Below are 18437 nucleotides of genomic sequence, written 5' to 3' on the forward strand. Positions count from 1 at the left end.
TCACTCGTCCCCCAGCTCGTCGAGCTGTTTGCGCAGCTCGGCGCGTTCCTTCTGACTGGCCGCGAACTTCGCTTCCAGCTCTTCCCGCCGGATGTCGTCCTCAGTGGTATAAAACTCGTCTTCGTAACGTGCCAGGCGCGCTTCGATCTCCGCAATTTTGTCGGTCAACAGCTTCCGCTGTTTCTCGCGCAGAGCCTGCGTGCGGGCCGCCTGGACCGTCGCGGTCACGGCTTTCCGCGACTCCTCGGGGTCCTTTTTCGTGGCCGCTGCTGGCGGATCGTCCTGCTGGCGCCCGGAGCCCTCGAGCACGATGAGAGTTCCCTTCGTTTTGTCGAGGTCGGCGTTGGTCAGGCTGATGCGCGCCCCCTTCGATTCGGACGCGCTCTTCGCGGCCCTCACCATCCGGGACTCTGGAGAACGAGCAGGCTGTACCCGCCTTGTCTCCGGCGTCGTCGCCGCTTTCCTTCGATCGGCCGAGGCGGCTTCGGTGCGCCCGGACTCTTTCGAGGTTTGCTCGTTCTCGTCCGCCCGGGTCGATTCCCCGGCTTCGCTCGCTTCCTGGTCCTGAGACTGGAGCGCGTGCAGAGCGGCACCCGGCGCCAGCATCAACGCGGCGATCAGCGCAGTCTCAATTCTCTTCGACCCGGCCATATCGATCCTCCAATCTCACGACGTCGTCGAGCTCCGTGGTCGAAACTTCGGCGATGTCGGAGTCCTCGATTCCTTCGATCCGGTGAATCATTCGCGGGGGAACGTGGAACGCCTGACCCTCCCCCAGTTCGATTACACGACGCTGACTGTCCCATTCGACTGTCAGCCGTACTCGTCCTCGAACAACATAGAGGGTCTCTTCCTTCATTTCGTGATACTGCAGACTGAGCGATTCACCTCCGGTGACGTGGAGGATCTTGCCGACGTAACGGTCCGTTTTTGCGAAGATCAGCTCGTAGCCCCACGGCTTCGGGACGCGTACGACGCGCGCCGCCTGGAGCCTTCCCGGTTCCTTCTTCGTCATCCGAACCTCGAGAGTCCCTGCGGAATCCGCGTAGCCACCTGCTCGATGACGTACTCTTCGATCTCCTGCGCAGTCTTCCGGAGCAGGGCCTGTTCGGCGATCCGCCGCGAATCCGAATACTTCAGATTCGTGATGACGCTCTTGACCATCGGAATGGACGCCGGACTCATGGAAAAGTGCTCGAGACCCAGTCCCAGAAGAATCGCGGTAAAAATCGGATCTCCCGCCATCTCACCACACAGCGAGACCGGAATGTTCGCCTCGCTTCCGGCGCGGATGACCCCCCGTATCATCCGGAGCACGCCTGGATGGAAGGGCTCGTACAAATACTCGACGTTCTCGTTGCCGCGGTCGATCGCAAGGGAGTACTGGATCAGGTCGTTGGTTCCAATGGAGAAAAAATCGACCTCCGTCGCCAGAATGTCCGCGATCAGAGCTGCCGCCGGCACCTCGATCATGATCCCTACCGGAATGTCCTTCCGAAACTCGATCCCCTCGGCTTCGAGCTGCCGCTCGATCTCCTTGAGAAGCGCCTTCACGTGCCGGACCTCCTGGAGATTCGACACCAGCGGGAACATGATCCAGAGATCCCCATGCACCGACGCACGATAGAGCGCTCGAAGCTGGGTCCTGAACATATCCCTGTGCCTCATGCAGAGACGCAGACCTCTCAGGCCGAGCACCGGGTTGTCCTCATCGCTTCCGATGACTTCCCGCGCGAGTTTTTTTCCGCCGAGATCGAACGTCCGGATGATCGTCGTATTCGGAGACATCTTCTCGAGCAGCTCCCTGTAGACCTCGTAGTGCTCGTCCTCCGAGGGGAGGTCCGGACTTTTGGAGATGTAGAGAAACTCCGAGCGATAGAGACCGATCCCCTCGGCGCCGAACCGGATCGCGTCGTTGACCTCCGGGACGAGCTCGATATTCGCTCGGAGCGTCACAGTCCGCCCGTCACGCGTGACCGGCGGAACGTCCCGGTTCTCGAGCAGCCGGCCCTCCTGCTCGCGATGCCTCCGCTCGCGACTGAGGCATTCCTCGATCATCGCCCGGGACGGATTGACGTGGATTGTCCCCTCCCACCCGTCGATGATCACCAGCTCCTCGTTATCGATCATCTCGGTCAGGCGCGGAACGCCGATCACTGCCGGAAGGAAAATCGATTTCGCGATGATCGAGGTATGTGAGGTCCGCCCGCCGGACTCGGTGGCGAAGCCGACGATCGGCTTTCGGTTGTAATGGACCGCGTCCGACGGTGTCACATCATCGGCCAAAATGATCACGTCATGCTCGATTTCCGACAAATCATGACGGGCGTTCCCCTCCAGACTCTCGATCAGCGTCCGGGCAACGTCCGAGATGTCCTCCCCCCGTTCCCGAAGATAGGCGTCCTCGAAGCTGTCGAAACGGGCGAGGAGCTCATCCTTGACGGTGGTGACGGCCCACTCCGCACTGATCAATTCGGACTCGATGCGCTGCCGGATCTCGTCGACGAACGAAGGGTCTTCGATGATCATCGCGTGTGCGTCGAAGATCGAGGCATACTCGTCGCCCATCGAGCGGGTGACCTTTTCGCGCAGGTCCTCGATCTCGGCTTTCGTGTGGGCGATCGCCTGATCGAACCTTCGAAGCTCTTTCGCGACGTCGTCCGGGCGGATCGGGACGCGATAGATCGATCCCCCTCGCTTTTCGAGAATGAGGGCGCGTCCGATCGCGATGCCGGGAGAGACGCCTGTCCCCTTGTAGGTGCGAAGTCTGCCTCGCGGTTCCTCGGTCATGGTGGTCACGGCCTGGTCACTCCGACTCGTCGAACTTGTCGTCGAAAAGCTGCTGGATCGACTCGATCGCCTCGTTTTCGTCCGATCCGTCGGCCGAGATGGTGATCTTCGATCCTTTGGCGGCTGCCAGCAGCAGAACCCCGAGAATGCTCTTTCCGTCGACCTCCTCGGAACCCTTCTTCACCTTGATGTCGGAGGCGAACCGGGCCGCCGTGTGAACGAGCTTCGCGGCAGCTCGCGCATGAAGGCCGAGCTTGTTGCTGATCTCGATCTCACGCTCGATCACTTCTCCTCCCCTCCGGCCGCCTGCTGATGCAGCAGCTCGGAGGCGACGCAGATTGCCCGAGCGCCCTTCTCCCGCACGATCTGCGAGATTTGCGATAGTTCGCAGTCTCCGCGATTCAACGCTCCGAACTTCACGATCATCGGCAGGTTCACACCTGTAATCACCTCGACTTTTCCCTCCTGCATGAACGGCATGCTGAGATTGCTCGGCGTTCCGCCGAACATGTCGGTGAAGATGATCAGATCGGTTCCCCGGCGAATGATTCGATCGACGGCGGCACGAACCCTCTCCTGGGCCCGGTCGACATCTTCATCCCAGTCAAGAGTCAGCGCCTCGATCCCTTCGATTGTGCCTTCGATTCTCTTCGCAGCTTCCAGAAGCTCGTCTGCGAGCCCCCCGTGCGTGACGATCAAACCATGGATCAATGCCAGGAGCCTCCTCTCACGTTACTTCAAGGGATCATTATCGCACCGCGGCCCGAACTCATTCCTTCGCCTGAGCGGGTCGATGGCAGCGGCAGTTGTCGGGTGCTATGCTCGGGCGCCGTGAAGAAGCGTACCGCATCACGCCTCGACGGGTTCACTCAGTCCGACATTCGCCGGATGTCGGTCCTCTGCACCGAGGCCGGCGGCATCAACCTCGGTCAGGGCATCTGTGACATCGACACCGAGCATCTCGTCGCCGAGGGCGCCATTGACGCCATCAGAGAAAACCTCGCGACCTACTCCCGGATGGATGGAATCGATCTGCTCCGCAAGCGCATCGCAGAGAAAGCCGCCAGCTTCAACCGGATCGAAGCAGATCCGGACGGGCAGATCATCGTCACGGTCGGAGCGACCGGTGGATACGCGATGGCGGTCCTGGCCACGCTCGAGCCGGGAGACGAGATCATCGTCTTCGAACCTTGGTATGGCTACCACGTCAGCACGCCGAAGCTGCTCGGCGTCGGCGTCCGTTCGGTCCGGACCCATCCTCCCGACTGGCGCTTCGATCCGGACGAGCTCGCGGCCGCCTTCAATGACCGGACCCGGGCAATCGTCGTCTGCACTCCCTCGAATCCGTCCGGCAAGGTGTTCCGGCGTGAAGAGCTCGAGCTGATCGGCCAGCTCGCGATCGAGCACGACTGTCTCGTCTTCACCGACGAAATCTACGAATACATCGTCTACGAGGGGAGCGTCCACCTCTCGATGGCATCGATGCCGGGTCTGGCCGATCGCGTCATCACGATCTCCGGCTTCTCGAAGACTTTTTCGATCACTGGCTGGAGGATCGGATACGTGATCGCTCCTCCCGACATCGCTCCCGGGATTGCGCTTCTCAACGATCTCTTCTACGTGTGCGCCCCAACCCCGCTGCAGTGGGGTGTCGCGGCGGGTCTCGAGATCGATCAGAGCTACTACCGGAAGCTCGCCGAGGACTACGAGGACAAGCGCGACATGCTGGCATCCGCGCTGAGGGATGCGGGCTTTCAGCCGTGGGTACCGCAGGGCGCCTACTACATGCTGGCTGGTACGGGAGGTCTCGGCTACGATCACTCCCGCGAGGCCGCGGAATCGCTTCTGGAGCGGGCGGGAGTCGCAGCAGTCCCCGGCGCCGCCTTCCACCCGCCGGGAGCCGGAGAAGACCTTCTCCGATTCTGCTTCGCGAAGAGTTTCGAAGATCTGGAAGAAGCCTGCCGGCGTCTCAGGGACTTCGGCAGAAAAGGAGATTGAGCTGAATGCAGGATTACTACGAACCGAAAATTGGCGAGAAGGCGCCCGACTTCGATCTTCCCTCCACCGACGGCAGCGACGTCAGCATCTCCGATTTCAGGAAGAAATGGGTCGTCCTCTACTTCTACCCGAAAGACGACACGCCGGGATGTACCGCCGAAGCGTGTTCCTTCCGCGACTACCGCGCCGAGCTCAGAAAAGAGGGTGCCGAGATTCTCGGCGTGTCGACGGATTCCCTCGAGTCCCACGAGAAGTTCCGCGAGAAATACGACCTCCGTTTTCCCCTCCTTTCGGACAGCACGGCCGACATTGCCAAGATGTACGGAGCGTGGGGGGAGAAGAACTTTTACGGACGAAGATCATGGGGCGTCAAAAGGATCACCTTTCTGATCGGACCCGATGGTCGCATCCGAAAGATCTATCGGAAAGTCGATGCGAAAACACACGGTGAAACCCTTCTGAACGACCTCCGCGAGCTGAAAAAGGAGAAATGAGGACGGGATACGGGGTCGGGTCTGAACTTGGAACTTAACTCCGAAAACGTTTGATCAAGCGCCGCTTTTGGGAGTTAAGTTCCAAGTTCAGACCCGACCCCGCCTCAACGCCGTATGTTGGTGGTCATCAACCCCCCGCCCAGATTCTTCGCCCGCGCTCCGCCGGGCTCAGAATGACGAATGTTCTGTTTGCGCGAAGTGACGATCAAGGACGAATGTTTGCTCTCGCGAAACCCACCCCTTCGTCATCCTGAGCAGGTGACCGGCGCCTTGCGCCGGTGAAGCGCAAATGACATCCGGGCCCAGAAAGGTCCGCACGTGCATACTCAAACCGACGTCATCCCGAGCGGGCGGTCGGGGCGGGCAAGCGAGGGACCTCGCAGGCTGGGACAGTCGGGCCAAGCGGAGCGCTGAAGGGTGGCCTGGGCGGCTCGCGAGTGGGTGGCCCCTTCCCATTTCACTCTTCACTCTTCACTCGTCACTCTTCCAAGTCGAGCTCCGAGTCCGGTTCGACGTCATAGGGATCCACGCCGCGCCGGAAGATCCGGGCCGGAAACCTCCCCCCCGCCGTGTACGTCTCCCCCTCGACTCTGATCAGGCTCCCCTCCCGGATTCCGACCACGGGGGTCTCGTTCTCTTCGAGGTACTGGATCAGCCGCTCTTCCCGAGTCTCTCCCATGTGTGACGACGCGGGATCGGGATCGGTGTAATGCGGATTGATCTGAAAAGGGACGATTCCAATCGCATCGAACGACGCCGGCTGAACGATCGGCATGTCGTTGGTCGTTCGGATCGTCGGAGCGGCGACGTTCGATCCGGCGCTGCTTCCCATGTATCGGAGCTCGCCCGACGCGACACGGTTGCGAATCACCTCGACGACTCCGGCACGCTGAAGCCGGTCCAGCAGCCGGAACGTGTTGCCTCCTCCGACGAAGATCGCCGATGCCTCGTTGATCGCCGCGACCGGATCATCCGATTCGTGGATCGACGAGAGCCCCAGTCCGAAGGAGTCGAAGGCCGAACCGACCTGTCTCGCATAACCTTCATGATCGCTGAGCGCCCATGGCACGAAGAGACAGTTCTCCGAGTCCTTCAGAAATTCACGGATCTCGGTCGAACACCACTCGAGCATCGATTCGCCCGACAGCCTCGAGTTGCTGAGCAGCAGCGCCTGCTTCATTCCACGCCTCCCCCGGCGAGCCGCTCGAGCTCGAATACGACCGATGCGGTCGCAATCGTATCGGTGCTCTCGAAACCGGGCACGGGCACCGCGTCGTATCGGAGGCCGTACGACACCTTCAACGCCAGCAAGCCGGTCAGGTCCGCCTTCAGGCCGACCTGGGCGTCGATTCTGTAGTCGTCGGTATCATCGAAGTTCGGCTCGAATCTGATGGACTGTTCCGAGCTGGCCGTTTCCGACAGATCCCACACGCTTCTGACGGCGAGGAGCGCCCCGGCGTACTCCTGGTCCGATCCGTCGGTCAGCTCCTCCATGTTGTACGTCGCCGCCGCAATGGCATTCACCGACCAGTCCTCGCGATCGATCGCGCGCCAGTCGGCCCCGAGGTCGACAGTCGAGCGAAAATCGATCCCGGCGAACCGGTTCTGTTCCCCGAGAATACCGCCGGTGATCGAAAGCCGGTCCCGGATCAGCCTCGACGCCCGTCCTCCGAGAGTGAACGCTTCCGCGACCGTCTCCCCTCCTTCGCTCGCCTCGAGAGCTCCCGCGATCAGCAGATAGCGCCAGTCACCCTGCTTCCGCTCGTAGTTGGAGGCAAGCCCGAACGACGAGGATTCGCTGTTTCCCGTCGTCGACAGCCAGGAGATGCCGGCGTTGAAGCGATATCCATCCACGTCGAGCGCGTCCGCCGAAGCGGGCAGCGACAGGCCGCTCAAAACGAGTGCGACGAGCAGTCCTGTTTTCTTCATCCATTCCATTCGGGAAGTACCTCCGCGTCTGCAATCAATGTTGCCGTCGCGTCCTTTTCGGACAGGACGGGGTCGGTGATTGGCCAATCGATTCCGATGGCCGGGTCGTCCCACCGGATCACCCGGTCATCGGGACCGTGCCACAGCTCCGTGCATTTGTAGATGACGTCCGCCTCGTCCGAGGTGACGCAAAACCCGTGGGCGAAGCCCGGCGGAACCCAGAGCATTCTCCGGTTGCGATCGCTGAGCTCCGCCGCCGTCCACCTGAGAAACGTCGGCGAGCCTCGCCGGATGTCGACCGCGACGTCGAAGATCTCCCCTCTCACTGTCCTGACGAGCTTTCCCTGAGGCCTCGGTTCCTGATAATGCAGCCCTCGAAGCACGCCGTAAGCCGAGCGAGAGTGGTTGTCCTGGACGAACCGGGCAGGGATTCCGGCGCTCTCGAACCGCCGGGAATTGAAGGTTTCCATGAAGTAGCCCCGGGCATCCTCGAATACGTCCGGCTCGATGAGCAAAACTCCCGGCAGGTCGGTCTCGATCACGTTCATCGGCGCGGAATCATACACGGCGAGAGCCGACTCTCCACATTGGTAACCCTGCTAGAATCCGGCCGCAGGAGGCCGTCATGATCCCGATTCTCGAGCTTTGGGTGCCCATACTCCTCTCCGCCGCCCTCGTCTGGATTGCAAGCGCGATCATCTGGATGGTCCTCCCCCATCACAAGACCGACCTCGAACCCCTCCCTGATGAAGATTCGGTCATGAAGGCAGTCGGCCCCGTTCCGCCCGGCGTCTACTCGATGCCGTACGTCAGGGAATGGAAATCCATGACTCCGGAGCTGAAGGAGAAACTCGCCAGAGGCCCATCCGGGTTCGTGACGATTCTGAAGTGGTCGCCCAACATGACCAGGCAGCTCTCGCTCTGGTTCGTCCACCTGACGATCATCGGCATCTTCGTCGCCTACATCGCCGGTCGCACGCTTGCGCCAGGCACCGAATACCTCGACGTGTTCCAGATCACCGGTGCGATCGCCGTTCTGGCCCATGGTGCGGGATCTTTCGTCGAATCGATTTACTGGGGTCGGCCCTGGAGCACGACCGTCAAGAACTCGATCGATGCCACGATCTACGGACTCCTGACGGCGGGGGTCTTCGCCTGGCTCTGGCCGTGAGATGAGGCAGGATATGAGGATTTGAGAAAAGGATATGAGGATTTGAGGATTTGAGGATCACCGCCTTCCGGAGTGAAGAGGCATCTTTGAGGCTCACAAATCGCGTCGATTCCGCGAGCCACCGCCCAGATCCTTCGCCGTCCTTCGGCGGCTCCTAATGAAACGACCACGAAATTGCGTGGACTTCGACCTTTTGCAGCGCTTCGCTTGGCCTGATGTCCCAGCCTGCAGGGTCCCTCGCTTGCCCACCCGACCGCCCGCTCGGGACGACGTCGGTTTTGAGTAGGGGGTGCGGAGTTTTGCGGGCTCCGGTTTTCATTCCCGCTTCACCGCTCAACGCGCCGGTCAATTGCTCAGGATGACGAGTGCTTGCTCGTGCCGGCCCGATCCTTAAATCCTCAAATCCTTACATCCTCATAGCCTTGTCATCCGGCGGTTCTTCGGGATTCTCTTCCCCTTCCGGAGGGAGGGGCTCGGCGGGTTCGAGAGGTTCGACCGGCTCATCCTCTTCGACAGGCGGTTGCTCTTCCACCGGTTGCTCCTCGGTTTCCACGGCGGGTTCTTCGCCGCTCGTTTCGACATCCGGGAGCATGGATTCTTCGGGCGTGACGTCGTCGGCCGATTCCGTGGTTTCCGATTCCTCGATTTCCGCCTCGCTCTCAACGCGACGATCGGCGATGTAGCCCCAGCGCTGCATCCTGGAGACGATGATGTCCCGACGGGATTGAAGATACGGTCCCGGATTTCCCGGGTTCATCTTTCGCGGATTCGGCAGACTTGCAGCGAGCAGTGCCGCCTGCGACGGTGAGAGCGACGAGGCGGGGACTCCGAAATAGTGCCAGGCGGCCGCTTCCGCTCCGTAAACTCTCTCACCCATCTCGACGACGTTGAGGTAGAGCTCGAGAATCCGTTTCTTGGAAAGCTTCCGCTCGAGCTGTTTCGCGATGAGGAGCTCCTTGAGCTTCCTCCAGGGAGATCGGGAGGGTGACAGATAGAGATTCTTCGCGAGCTGCTGCGTGATCGTCGACCCTCCCCGGCCGAGACTCTTCTTCTCCCACGCTTCCCGTGCGACCTTTTCGAGCTCTTCGGTATCGAGCCCTTCATGCTCGTAGAAGCGGCTGTCCTCCGAAACGATGACGGCGGCCCGGAGATTCGGAGAGATCCGATCCCACGGGACGAAGCGGTAATCGAGCTCGTCGGACTTCCCCGCATCCCGCAGCTCTTCCTTCCGCTGCTCCATGAATGCCGTCGTTTCGGGATTCGTGGTGGCCAGTTTGCCCACCCGCGAGAAGGTGATCAGCTGCCAGAGGAGAAACACCCCGAGAATGGCACCCAACGCGATCAGAACTTTCTTGAGCATTTCCTAGCGCCTCCGTCAGCGAAGCCGATGCACGGACCGGACCCCATTCGCTGAAGTTCGAATTGAGCGAGTTTGATCGCTCTGCCCGTCGTCTTTGTGAGAGAAGGATATGAGGATGTAAGGATTTGAGGATCACCGCCCTCTGGAGTGAACCGAAGAAGAATCCGGTACTGGCGTTTCGCGAGCCACCGCCCAGATCCTTCGCCGCGCTACGCCGGCTCCTGATGAAACGACCACGAAATTGCGTGGACTTCGACCTTTTGCAGCGCTTCGCTTGGCCTGATGTCCCACCCTGCAAGGTCCCTCGCTTGCCCACCCGACCGCCCGCTCGGGACGACGCCGGTTTGAGTATGGGGTGCGGAGTTTTGCGGGCTCGGTTTTCATTTCCGCTTCACCGGCGCAACGCGCCGGTCAATTGCTCAGGATGACGAGTGTTTGCTCGTCCCTGGACCGATCCTACATCCCCCACATCCTGAATACTCACCCTCTTCCATCCTTAAATCCTGAAATCTTCATATCCTTTCCTCACATCCTCATATCCTCACATCCTCATATCCTTTTCACAGCAATACGTCGCTTTCTCACCCGGTTAGGGTAAATTCGCGGCCAGCCGGAACGACGCACCATGAAATACTCGATCACGACAGCAATTCATTACGTTAACGACCTCCCCCACATCGGCCACATCTACGAGAACGTGACGGCGGACGTCGCCGCCCGCTATCACCGGCTCATCGGAGACGACGTCTTCTTCCTCACCGGCACCGACGAGCATGGGCAGAAGATCCAGCGATCGGCGGAGAAGGAAGGCATCGCGCCGATCGAGCTCGCGGATCGTGTGGTCCGCAATCATCACGAGCTATGGAAAACGCTCGCGATCAGTCATGACGACTTCATCCGCACGACCGAGCCGCGACACAAGGCCGGAGTCTACGAGCTCATCCGGCGAATCCGGGAGCGCAACCCCGACGACCTCTACGTCGGTGAGCACTCCGGCTGGTACTGCCAGAGCGAGGAAGCCTTCATTCCCGATTCGCAGCTCGTCGACGGGCTCTGCCCCGACGGTCACAAGGTGGAGAAGACGACCGAGCGCAACTACTTCTTCCGACTCTCGGCCTGGGAAAAGCCGCTTCTCGACTTCTACCGCGCCAATCCCGGGTTCGTCAGACCGAAGACCCGTTTCAACGAGATCATCTCGTTCGTCGAACAGGGCTTGAAAGACCTCTCGGTCTCGCGGACCTCGATCTCCTGGGGCATCCCCTTTCCCGACGATCCGGAGCACGTGATCTACGTCTGGATGGATGCGCTGACCAACTACATCTCCGCGATGGGCTTCGGCAGCAACGATCAAACGCTGCTCGAGAAGTACTGGCCGGTCGACGTTCACCTCATCGGCAAGGACATCGTTCGTTTTCACGCGGTCTACTGGCCTGCCTTCCTGATGTCGGCCGGGATCGAGCTCCCGAAGAGCATCATCGGGCACGGCTGGTGGCTCCGGGACGATCAGAAGATCTCGAAATCGACGGGCAACATCGTTCGTCCCAATCACATCATCGAGCGATTCGGTCCCGATGCCCTCCGCTATTACATGACCCGCGAGATGAGCTTCGGACAGGACGCCAACTACTCGGACGAGGCGTTCGTACAGCGGTTCAATGCCGACCTCGCGAACGATCTCGGCAACACCCTCTCACGCGCGCTGAAGATGTCGCGGACGTATTTCGACGGCAGCACCCCGCCGGTCGAGTGCGGCGACAGCGATATCCGGACCCGGGCGCTCGCGGTGATCCCTCGATGGAGGGACGCGATGGACGGCTGGAACTTCCAGCGTGCGCTCGACGAGGTGTGGGATCTCCTCAATTCGATCAATGCCTATATCGTGGCCCGCGAGCCGTGGAAGCACTACAAGGAGAAGGGCGCCGACGAAAGTCTCTCCCGCATCCTCTGGAATGCTCTCGAAGGTCTGCGGCTGGTCTGGGTCATGATGTCACCCGTGATGCCGCGGGTATCCTCGGCGGCTTTTCGCCAGCTCGGGATCGAGCCGGAGTCCACCGGGGCGCGCGCGCTCGAATGGGGATCTCTGCAGACCGGCCTCGCGCTGCCCGAAGGAGAAGCGCTCTTTCCCAGAATCGATCAGAAACAATTCCTCGAGGAGATTTCGATGACCAGTCAGGACAAATCCGGCCCCCCGATCGACACCACTCAGGCGGCGAACCCCGCGGCGACTCGAAGCGACGACACTGCGAGCCCTCCCCCGGCGGGAGGAACCGGAGTCGCGCCTCGCGAGACCACCGAGGCCCAGCCTCCCGACGCGACGGAGATCTCGATCGATGAATTCTTCCAGACGAAGTTGCGCGTCGCCGAGATTCTCGAGGCCGAGAGAGTCGAGAAGTCGAACAAGCTCGTGAAGCTGCGGGTCTCGACCGGCGATGGCGAGCGGACGGTGGTCGCCGGAATCGGCAAGGCCTACGACCCCGCCGAGCTCGTGGGACGCAAGGTGGTCATCGTCGCGAATCTGAAACCGGCGAAGCTGATGGGGATCGAGTCACAGGGGATGATCCTCGCGGCCTCGGTCGACGGCGTCCCGTCGCTTCTCGGTGTCGACCCCGCCGTCCCCCCCGGAACCGAAGTCCGCTGACGCCGGCGCCTTCCGCGGACCACGAACCCGAGCGAGGCACATCGCTTGCTCTCGGGAACGCGGATGATGCGGCGTGCAGGGTTGCTTCCACTGATCTTCGTTCTTCTGGTGCCGGCGTGCCGTGAGCGGTCCGAACCGGAGGAAGGGACGGTCCCCGGTGAAACGGATACCGTGGCGGCCGGAGGAATCGTCGCCCCGCCACCGCCTGCATTGCGTGCCCGCCTCGACGAGATTCAGCCGGCAATTCCCATCTATCCCGGAGCGGAGGAACAGCGACAGAATGGCGACTCGTTCGACCTCGTCACGAATGATCCTTTTCCGATGGTGTGGCACTACTATGTGACCTACCTCGCGCAATTCCGCGCCTGGGACCATCCGGCCCCGTACCCTTCGAGGAACGAGTCTGCTCGCCGGCTGGTCATTCCGCTCAATGAAGCGATGAAGCAGCCGTTCATTCCGGGCTCGGCGATTCCGGACGGCTCTCCGAGCGTCATGCTCGAGCTCAGGGAAATGCCCAGCGGCGCGGGGACATCAATCCGCTACGCGATCCGGAATCGCGAGCCGATACCTGATGCTGACGAGGCGGGCGACGACGCGGCGCGAACCACCACCACCGCCGACTGATCGAGGCGCTGCTAATTCACGTGAGGCATTCGTCGCGACCAGGCCCGTAACCGGTCGAGAGCCCGCTCGCCGCCGTACTTCTCGACGATGATGTCGTCATGCTCGTCGGCGACCATCGCAACGTTGTCGAGCGATGAGATCAGCTGATCGGGATCGAGACGCCGCCCGAGGAATGCGTGGCTGTAGAAGACATCGTTGTGAACCATGCTGAACGCACCCATCGGCAGCTCGGCGTTGAAACGGAGCAGCTCTCGCGTCAGCCCGGCCGTCGGCTCCACCCCGTACACGCAGAACGCCACGATCTCGACGATCGCATCATCCTGTCCGTACGGCTCGATCGAGATCTCGACGAGCGTCGAGCCGTATTTCAAATAGAAGTCGCAGTGCTCCGCGTCGTCGAAGTGTTCGTCGACGAGCATGTCGAGATAGCCACGAATCTGCAGATACACCTTCTCCTGGCAGGGAGTGTGGAATCTCTGTCGGGTAGTAATGCTCACCCGGTCATTATAGGTCGCCGGGGTCCGGCCGTGCGACCAGACGGTTACGATCCGCTTCGCGAGTTTGAGCGCGCGCGACGATCTGCGACAATGGCCGTATGCCGACCAGGTACTGGCTGATGAAATGCGAGCCATCAGCCTACGACATCGAGGATCTCGAGCGCGACGGAAAGACCAGCTGGGAAGGCGTCCGTAACTATCAGGCGCGGAATCTCATGCGGGATCAGATGCAGACCGGCGACAAGGTTCTCTTTTACGCTTCCAACGCCGATCCCTCGGGCGTGACCGGTGTCGCCGAGATCGTCCGGGAGGCGTATCCCGATCAATCCGCCTTTCAGAAGAAACACCACTACTTCGATCCGAAGAGCGACCCCGAGAACCCGACCTGGTACATGGTCGACATCGGATTCGTCGAGAAATTCGACGGTACCGTTTCGCTCTCCGAGATGAAGGACGAGCCGAAGCTGGCCGGCATGATGGTCACCCGGAAGGGATCACGGCTCTCGGTACAGCCCGTCGAGCGCGAACACTTCCAGACGGTCGTCAGGATGGGCCGCGCGAAGAAAGCGAAAAAGAAATGACGGGAGTCGCGGGAGAACAGTTCGCCACCGGATCGAAGGAGATCTCGATCGGCTACATCGCGCACCTGCTCTACGGCGCCGGCTTCATCGACGCACAACAACGCGCGGAGATCGACCAGCTCGACAAGCAGAAGAAAAAAGTCCTCGACCGCAAGCGCAGCGAGGATGAGCCATCTCCGATCGCCACGGTGTCGGCGCTCAATCTCACCGACGCGAGCCAGCAGGGGACGAAGATCGACGACATTCTGATCGCACGATTGATCGCCGAGGATGCCGATCTCCCCTACTTCAAGATCGATGCGTTGAAGCTCGACATCGACCTGATCGAAAAAAAGATCTCGCGCCCGTTCGCGCGCCGGCATCGAATGCTCCCTGTGGCCGTGAGGGACGGCAGGCTTCGCGTCGCCGTCGTCAATCCCTTCGACGTCGCGTCGATCGAGTCGTTCCGGAACATCGCCGGGCAGGAGATCGAGCTCGTCGTCTCCTCGGAAGCCGACGTGATGCACGCGATCAACGACATCTACGGGTTCCGCTCCTCGGTCACCAAGGCGGAGCGCGACCTCCGCGGCGGAATGGATCTGCTGAATCTCGAGCAGTTCGTCCGGCTGAAGTCGAACCAGGAAATCGAAAGCTCCGATCAGCACATCGTCAACGCCGTCGACTACCTGCTCCAGCACGCGTATGACTCGCGCGCGTCCGACATCCACATCGAACCGAAGCGCGAGCACGCACTCGTCAGATTCCGGATCGACGGCGTGCTTCATCCGATCCAGCGCGTGCCGCGTCTGGTCAACCTGGCCGTGACCTCGCGACTCAAGACGATGTGCCGAATGGACATCGCCGAGAAACGGCGGCCTCAGGACGGGCGAATCAAGACCGAGCGGGAGGGGAAGGAAATCGAGCTCCGCGTCTCCACGCTTCCCACCGCCTTCGGCGAGAAGATCGTCATGCGCATCTTCGACCCCGACGTTCTCCTCCGCGATCTCAAGGAGCTCGGATTCGAAGACGACGAGATGAATCGTTTCACGAACTGGATTCATCGTCCCCACGGCATCATCCTCGTTACAGGTCCGACCGGCTCCGGAAAGACGACGACCCTCTACTCAGCCCTACGGCTCGTCTCGAGCCCCGAGGTCAACATCACGACGATCGAAGACCCGATCGAGATGATCTACGACGAGTTCAATCAGACCTCGGTGCAGAACAAGATCGGCGTCACCTTCGCCTCCGCGCTCCGAACGATTCTTCGCCAGGATCCCGACATCATCATGGTCGGAGAGATCCGTGACCTCGAAACGGCGCAGAACGCCGTTCAGGCCGCGCTGACCGGTCACCTCGTCTTCTCGACGCTGCATACCAATGACGCCGCGACCTCGATCACCCGTCTGATCGATCTCGGCATCCAACCGTTCCTCATCTCCTCGACACTCGTCGGCACGATGGCCCAGCGACTCGTCCGGAAGATCTGCGACGGCTGCAAACGGAATCGCCCGCTCTCGCTCGAGGAAGCCGGGATGCTCAACCTGAAGACCCCCTCCGGAAAGCGAATCGTGGTGAAGGAGGGAGAGGGTTGTCAGAAGTGCCGCAACACCGGATATTTCGGCCGCAGCGGGATCTTCGAGCTCCTCGAGATCGATTCGACGATGCGGGAGCTCATCGATCGCTCCGAGGACTTTCTCACGATCAAGGACGTCGCCACGAAAAACGGGATGCGCACACTGCGCGAGTCGGCGCTCCGCAAGCTCGCCGAGGGTGTGACGACCTTCGAAGAAGTCATCCGGGTGACCGGAATCTGAGGTCGGACAGTCGGACCTGTCAGACATGTCTGAAGTCTGCCTTCAGCTTCCCGGATAGATGTACAGATCGACCACGATCTCCGGCATCCGATGCCCGATCTCTTCTCCGGTGACGCGCCGGTCGTACGCCATCCCGAGACGCTCCGCGACCCGCTTCGATGCCACGTTCTCCGGATCGATGATCGCCACAACCCTCGGCTTTCGCATCACCTCGAGCACGTGATCCCTCGCCGCCCTCCCCGCCTCGGTTGCGAATCCCCTTCCCCAGGCGTCGCGCGAAAAGATCCAGCCGATCTCGAAGTCCTCCGTGGTTCCGAGGCGCTGGATGCCGGCGATTCCGACGAGCCTTCCCGTCGCCTTCTCGATCGTCGCGCCCATGCAGACGCCGTCATCGCCGAGGTTGCGCGTCTGCCGCTCGAGAAATTCGGTGACCTTCTGCTCATCCCACCCCCCCGCCTGGCTGAGGTAGCGCATCACCTCGCCGTCGCTCGTAATCTCGACGAGAGCTGGACGATCTTCCTCGTTCCACGGCCGAATCGTGAGCCTTTCTGTTTCCAGCCCGAACATGCGGGAAAGCATATGAGGATATGAGGATTTGAGGATATGAGAGACAGAAATACGGCAGCTGGGAGCACGGGGCAAACCAACCTCCAACCTCGAACGGCCGCGTCGCGGCCCCGGGGTCGGGTTTTTGCACCTGCGAACCCCCAATGACCGATTCCACCGCCGACTTCACATCCCTCGGGCTCGAGTCGCGCCTGGTCGAGACGCTCGGCCGGCTCGGCTACGAAGCGCCGACGCCGATCCAGCAGAAGACCATCCCCCTCCTCCTCGAGGGCCGCGACCTGATCGGTCAGGCCCAGACCGGAACGGGGAAGACCGCGGCGTTCGCGCTCCCGATGCTGCAGAAGATCGACCGGAGCACCCAGACCACGCAGGCGCTCGTCCTCACACCGACCCGCGAGCTCGCCATCCAGGTCGCCGAGGCGATCCATACGTATGCCCAGGGTACGGGATTCGTATCGGTGCAGCCGATCTACGGCGGCGCGCCGATCAGCCTGCAGATCAAGCATCTCAAACGCGGCGTCCAGATCGTCGTCGGCACGCCGGGACGTCTGATCGATCATCTCAATCGGAAGTCGCTCTCGCTCTCGAGCATCTCGATGCTCGTCCTCGACGAGGCCGACGAGATGCTGCGGATGGGCTTCATCGACGACGTCGAGCGGATTCTCTCCGAGGCTCCGAAGGAGCGGCAGATCGCACTCTTTTCGGCGACGATGCCGCAGCCGATCCTCCGCATCGCGAAGACGCACCTCCGCGATCCGGAATCGGTGAAGATCGAGCATCGCGGAGTCGCCGCACCCGCGATCGAGCAGAAGTTCCTCAATGTCTCGCAGCACCAGAAACTGACGGCTCTCACACAGATCCTCGAGCTCGAGCAGAGCGAAGGAGTGCTGATCTTTACGCGCACCAAGCTCGGGGCCGCCGATCTCTCCGAGAAGCTCCAGGCGCGCGGCTTCGCCTCCGCCGCCCTCCACGGCGACATGACCCAGGCGATGCGCGAAGCGGTCGTCAGAAGGATGAGAAAGGGCGAGGTAGAGATCGTCGTCGCGACGGACGTCGCCGCCCGCGGGCTCGACGTCGACCAGATCACTCACGTCGTCAACTACGACATCCCCAACGACGTCGACGCCTACATTCACCGGATCGGACGCACCGGCCGGGCCGGGCGCAGCGGAACCGCGACGCTCTTCGTCACCCCGCGCGAGAAACGAATGATGCGCGACATCGAAAAGCACACCGGCACCTCGATCACGCCGATGAAGATGCCGACCAGGGCGGACGTCTCCGCGCGCCGTGTGGCCATTCTGAAGGAGGGGATCGCCGCTCAGATCGAACAGGGCGACCTCGATCTCTATCGCAACCTCGTCACCGAGCTCTCCACAGAAGGTCCACACGATCTCACGCAGATCGCGGCCGCGGCGGCCCGACTTGCGAGCAGCGCGGCGAGCTTCACCCCGCTCGAAGAAGCGATTCCCGAGATCGCACCCGAGCGCCCGAGAGATCGGGATCAGAAGGGAAAGCGCGGCGCTCCGCCGCGCGCCGACAAACGGCGTGACGACTCGAAACGTGCGCCGAAAGCGTTCGACCGCAAGCGTCGGGACGAGCCGAAGGTTCAGCTGATGATGGGAATCGGGAAGGAAGCAGGAATCCGCCCCGCCGACGTCGTCGGATCGATCGCAAACGAGGCCGACATCCCCGGCTCCGACATCGGACCGATCGACATTCGCGACGACTTCACGCTCGTGACGATTCCGGAGAGGTATGAGCGCCAGGTGGTCGGCGCGCTCAAGGCCGCCCGCTTCAAAGGGAAGCCATTCGACATCCGGACGGCGCGCCCCGGGCTCGGCCGGCCGCCCGCGGGCGGCGTACGAGACCGGGGGAAGCCACCAAAGGGAACGGTCAGAGGTGGCGCGCGATCCGGAAGGCCGGCCGGTAAAACGACGTCGGGCCGCTCCGGCGCTGGTCCTCGCAAACCCGTCAAGCGAAAGTAACCGA

At 61.6% G+C, this 18437-nt stretch carries 19 protein-coding genes; 8 read left to right on the plus strand and 11 right to left on the minus strand.

The genetic code is table 11. The annotated features are described in order from the left end of the window. From KY459_05345 to KY459_05365, 5 genes are read right to left on the minus strand one after another with little or no spacing between them, the layout of a single operon-like run. Positions 1-651: a hypothetical protein gene (locus tag KY459_05345; protein ID MBW3564128.1), complete on the minus strand. Its 651-nt coding sequence runs from the start codon at positions 649-651 to the stop codon at positions 1-3. After that, entirely contained in the window at positions 629-1015 is a 387-nt protein-coding gene (locus KY459_05350) for a cupin domain-containing protein (GenBank protein ID MBW3564129.1), read from the minus strand. The genes KY459_05345 and KY459_05350 overlap by 23 nt, the downstream gene beginning before the upstream one ends. After that, positions 1012-2790, minus strand: a complete 1779-nt coding sequence (gene ptsP / locus KY459_05355) for a phosphoenolpyruvate--protein phosphotransferase (protein ID MBW3564130.1) — start codon at positions 2788-2790, stop codon at positions 1012-1014. Before ptsP ends, KY459_05350 begins: the two co-directional genes overlap by 4 nt. A gap of 16 nt (positions 2791-2806) precedes the next feature. Next, the gene (locus KY459_05360; GenBank protein ID MBW3564131.1) at positions 2807-3076 is read right to left on the minus strand and encodes an HPr family phosphocarrier protein; all 270 of its coding nucleotides are present in this window, start codon (positions 3074-3076) and stop codon (positions 2807-2809) included. Next, a complete protein-coding gene (locus KY459_05365) occupies positions 3073-3501 on the minus strand; it encodes a hypothetical protein (GenBank protein ID MBW3564132.1) in 429 nt (142 codons plus the stop codon). Before KY459_05365 ends, KY459_05360 begins: the two co-directional genes overlap by 4 nt. Positions 3502-3678: 177 nt before the next feature. Between KY459_05365 and KY459_05370 the strand changes: the two genes are divergently transcribed. Together KY459_05370 and bcp are read left to right on the plus strand one after the other, a co-directional pair. Then, complete coding sequence (locus KY459_05370) at positions 3679-4788, plus strand: aminotransferase class I/II-fold pyridoxal phosphate-dependent enzyme (GenBank protein ID MBW3564133.1); 1110 nt, start codon at positions 3679-3681, stop codon at positions 4786-4788. A 5-nt stretch (positions 4789-4793) separates the two neighbouring features. After that, entirely contained in the window at positions 4794-5282 is a 489-nt protein-coding gene (gene bcp / locus KY459_05375; protein MBW3564134.1) for a thioredoxin-dependent thiol peroxidase, read from the plus strand. 478 nt (positions 5283-5760) lie between these two features. Here the strand turns inward: bcp and pepE are convergent, their stop codons facing one another. From pepE to rfbC, 3 genes are read right to left on the minus strand one after another with little or no spacing between them, the layout of a single operon-like run. After that, positions 5761-6462: a dipeptidase PepE gene (gene pepE / locus KY459_05380; GenBank protein MBW3564135.1), complete on the minus strand. Its 702-nt coding sequence runs from the start codon at positions 6460-6462 to the stop codon at positions 5761-5763. Further along, the gene (locus KY459_05385; GenBank protein ID MBW3564136.1) at positions 6459-7211 is read right to left on the minus strand and encodes a DUF481 domain-containing protein; all 753 of its coding nucleotides are present in this window, start codon (positions 7209-7211) and stop codon (positions 6459-6461) included. The genes pepE and KY459_05385 overlap by 4 nt, the downstream gene beginning before the upstream one ends. Next, positions 7208-7759 (minus strand): dTDP-4-dehydrorhamnose 3,5-epimerase, encoded by a 552-nt coding sequence (gene rfbC / locus KY459_05390; protein MBW3564137.1) that lies wholly within the window; start codon positions 7757-7759, stop codon positions 7208-7210. The genes KY459_05385 and rfbC overlap by 4 nt, the downstream gene beginning before the upstream one ends. Positions 7760-7836: 77 nt before the next feature. On the opposite strand from rfbC, the gene KY459_05395 reads away from it, so the two are divergent. Then, a complete protein-coding gene (locus KY459_05395; GenBank protein ID MBW3564138.1) occupies positions 7837-8382 on the plus strand; it encodes a hypothetical protein in 546 nt (181 codons plus the stop codon). A gap of 406 nt (positions 8383-8788) precedes the next feature. Here the strand turns inward: KY459_05395 and mtgA are convergent, their stop codons facing one another. Continuing rightward, positions 8789-9742, minus strand: coding sequence for a monofunctional biosynthetic peptidoglycan transglycosylase (gene mtgA / locus KY459_05400; protein ID MBW3564139.1), 954 nt, complete (start codon positions 9740-9742; stop codon positions 8789-8791). A gap of 625 nt (positions 9743-10367) precedes the next feature. Between mtgA and metG the strand changes: the two genes are divergently transcribed. Both metG and KY459_05410 read left to right on the plus strand, forming a co-directional pair. After that, positions 10368-12380, plus strand: coding sequence for a methionine--tRNA ligase (gene metG, locus KY459_05405; protein MBW3564140.1), 2013 nt, complete (start codon positions 10368-10370; stop codon positions 12378-12380). Between the two features lie 63 nt (positions 12381-12443). Continuing rightward, complete coding sequence (locus KY459_05410; GenBank protein ID MBW3564141.1) at positions 12444-13004, plus strand: hypothetical protein; 561 nt, start codon at positions 12444-12446, stop codon at positions 13002-13004. Positions 13005-13015: 11 nt separating this feature from the next. Here KY459_05410 and KY459_05415 read toward each other — a convergent pair whose 3' ends face one another. Further along, positions 13016-13501 (minus strand): YbjN domain-containing protein, encoded by a 486-nt coding sequence (locus tag KY459_05415; protein MBW3564142.1) that lies wholly within the window; start codon positions 13499-13501, stop codon positions 13016-13018. 98 nt (positions 13502-13599) lie between these two features. Between KY459_05415 and KY459_05420 the strand changes: the two genes are divergently transcribed. Together KY459_05420 and KY459_05425 are read left to right on the plus strand one after the other, a co-directional pair. After that, complete coding sequence (locus KY459_05420) at positions 13600-14082, plus strand: EVE domain-containing protein (protein MBW3564143.1); 483 nt, start codon at positions 13600-13602, stop codon at positions 14080-14082. After that, the gene (locus KY459_05425; protein ID MBW3564144.1) at positions 14079-15878 is read left to right on the plus strand and encodes a GspE/PulE family protein; all 1800 of its coding nucleotides are present in this window, start codon (positions 14079-14081) and stop codon (positions 15876-15878) included. The genes KY459_05420 and KY459_05425 overlap by 4 nt, the downstream gene beginning before the upstream one ends. 42 nt (positions 15879-15920) lie before the next feature. On the opposite strand, the gene KY459_05430 is transcribed toward KY459_05425, so the two are convergent. Next, positions 15921-16445: a GNAT family N-acetyltransferase gene (locus tag KY459_05430; GenBank protein ID MBW3564145.1), complete on the minus strand. Its 525-nt coding sequence runs from the start codon at positions 16443-16445 to the stop codon at positions 15921-15923. A gap of 143 nt (positions 16446-16588) precedes the next feature. Between KY459_05430 and KY459_05435 the strand changes: the two genes are divergently transcribed. After that, a complete protein-coding gene (locus KY459_05435; protein MBW3564146.1) occupies positions 16589-18433 on the plus strand; it encodes a DEAD/DEAH box helicase in 1845 nt (614 codons plus the stop codon). Positions 18434-18437 lie beyond the last annotated feature (4 nt).

It is taken from the genome of Acidobacteriota bacterium, from assembly GCA_019347945.1.
Classification (GTDB): Bacteria; Acidobacteriota; Thermoanaerobaculia; order Gp7-AA8; family JAHWKK01; genus JAHWKK01.

Excerpts from the sequence above, each read along its gene's own strand:
- KY459_05435 (MBW3564146.1), top strand. The coding sequence starts at position 16,589 with ATGACCGATTCCACCGCCGACTTCACATCCCTCGGGCTCGAGTCGCGC.
- metG (MBW3564140.1), top strand. The coding sequence starts at position 10,368 with ATGAAATACTCGATCACGACAGCAATTCATTACGTTAACGACCTCCCC.
- ptsP (MBW3564130.1), bottom strand. The coding sequence starts at position 2,790 with ATGACCGAGGAACCGCGAGGCAGACTTCGCACCTACAAGGGGACAGGC.
- mtgA (MBW3564139.1), bottom strand. The coding sequence starts at position 9,742 with ATGCTCAAGAAAGTTCTGATCGCGTTGGGTGCCATTCTCGGGGTGTTT.
- bcp (MBW3564134.1), top strand. The coding sequence starts at position 4,794 with ATGCAGGATTACTACGAACCGAAAATTGGCGAGAAGGCGCCCGACTTC.
- KY459_05385 (MBW3564136.1), bottom strand. The coding sequence starts at position 7,211 with ATGAAGAAAACAGGACTGCTCGTCGCACTCGTTTTGAGCGGCCTGTCG.
- KY459_05395 (MBW3564138.1), top strand. The coding sequence starts at position 7,837 with ATGATCCCGATTCTCGAGCTTTGGGTGCCCATACTCCTCTCCGCCGCC.
- KY459_05350 (MBW3564129.1), bottom strand. The coding sequence starts at position 1,015 with ATGACGAAGAAGGAACCGGGAAGGCTCCAGGCGGCGCGCGTCGTACGC.
- rfbC (MBW3564137.1), bottom strand. The coding sequence starts at position 7,759 with ATGAACGTGATCGAGACCGACCTGCCGGGAGTTTTGCTCATCGAGCCG.
- KY459_05420 (MBW3564143.1), top strand. The coding sequence starts at position 13,600 with ATGCCGACCAGGTACTGGCTGATGAAATGCGAGCCATCAGCCTACGAC.
- pepE (MBW3564135.1), bottom strand. The coding sequence starts at position 6,462 with ATGAAGCAGGCGCTGCTGCTCAGCAACTCGAGGCTGTCGGGCGAATCG.
- KY459_05370 (MBW3564133.1), top strand. The coding sequence starts at position 3,679 with ATGTCGGTCCTCTGCACCGAGGCCGGCGGCATCAACCTCGGTCAGGGC.
- KY459_05345 (MBW3564128.1), bottom strand. The coding sequence starts at position 651 with ATGGCCGGGTCGAAGAGAATTGAGACTGCGCTGATCGCCGCGTTGATG.
- KY459_05410 (MBW3564141.1), top strand. The coding sequence starts at position 12,444 with ATGATGCGGCGTGCAGGGTTGCTTCCACTGATCTTCGTTCTTCTGGTG.
- KY459_05425 (MBW3564144.1), top strand. The coding sequence starts at position 14,079 with ATGACGGGAGTCGCGGGAGAACAGTTCGCCACCGGATCGAAGGAGATC.
- KY459_05430 (MBW3564145.1), bottom strand. The coding sequence starts at position 16,445 with ATGTTCGGGCTGGAAACAGAAAGGCTCACGATTCGGCCGTGGAACGAG.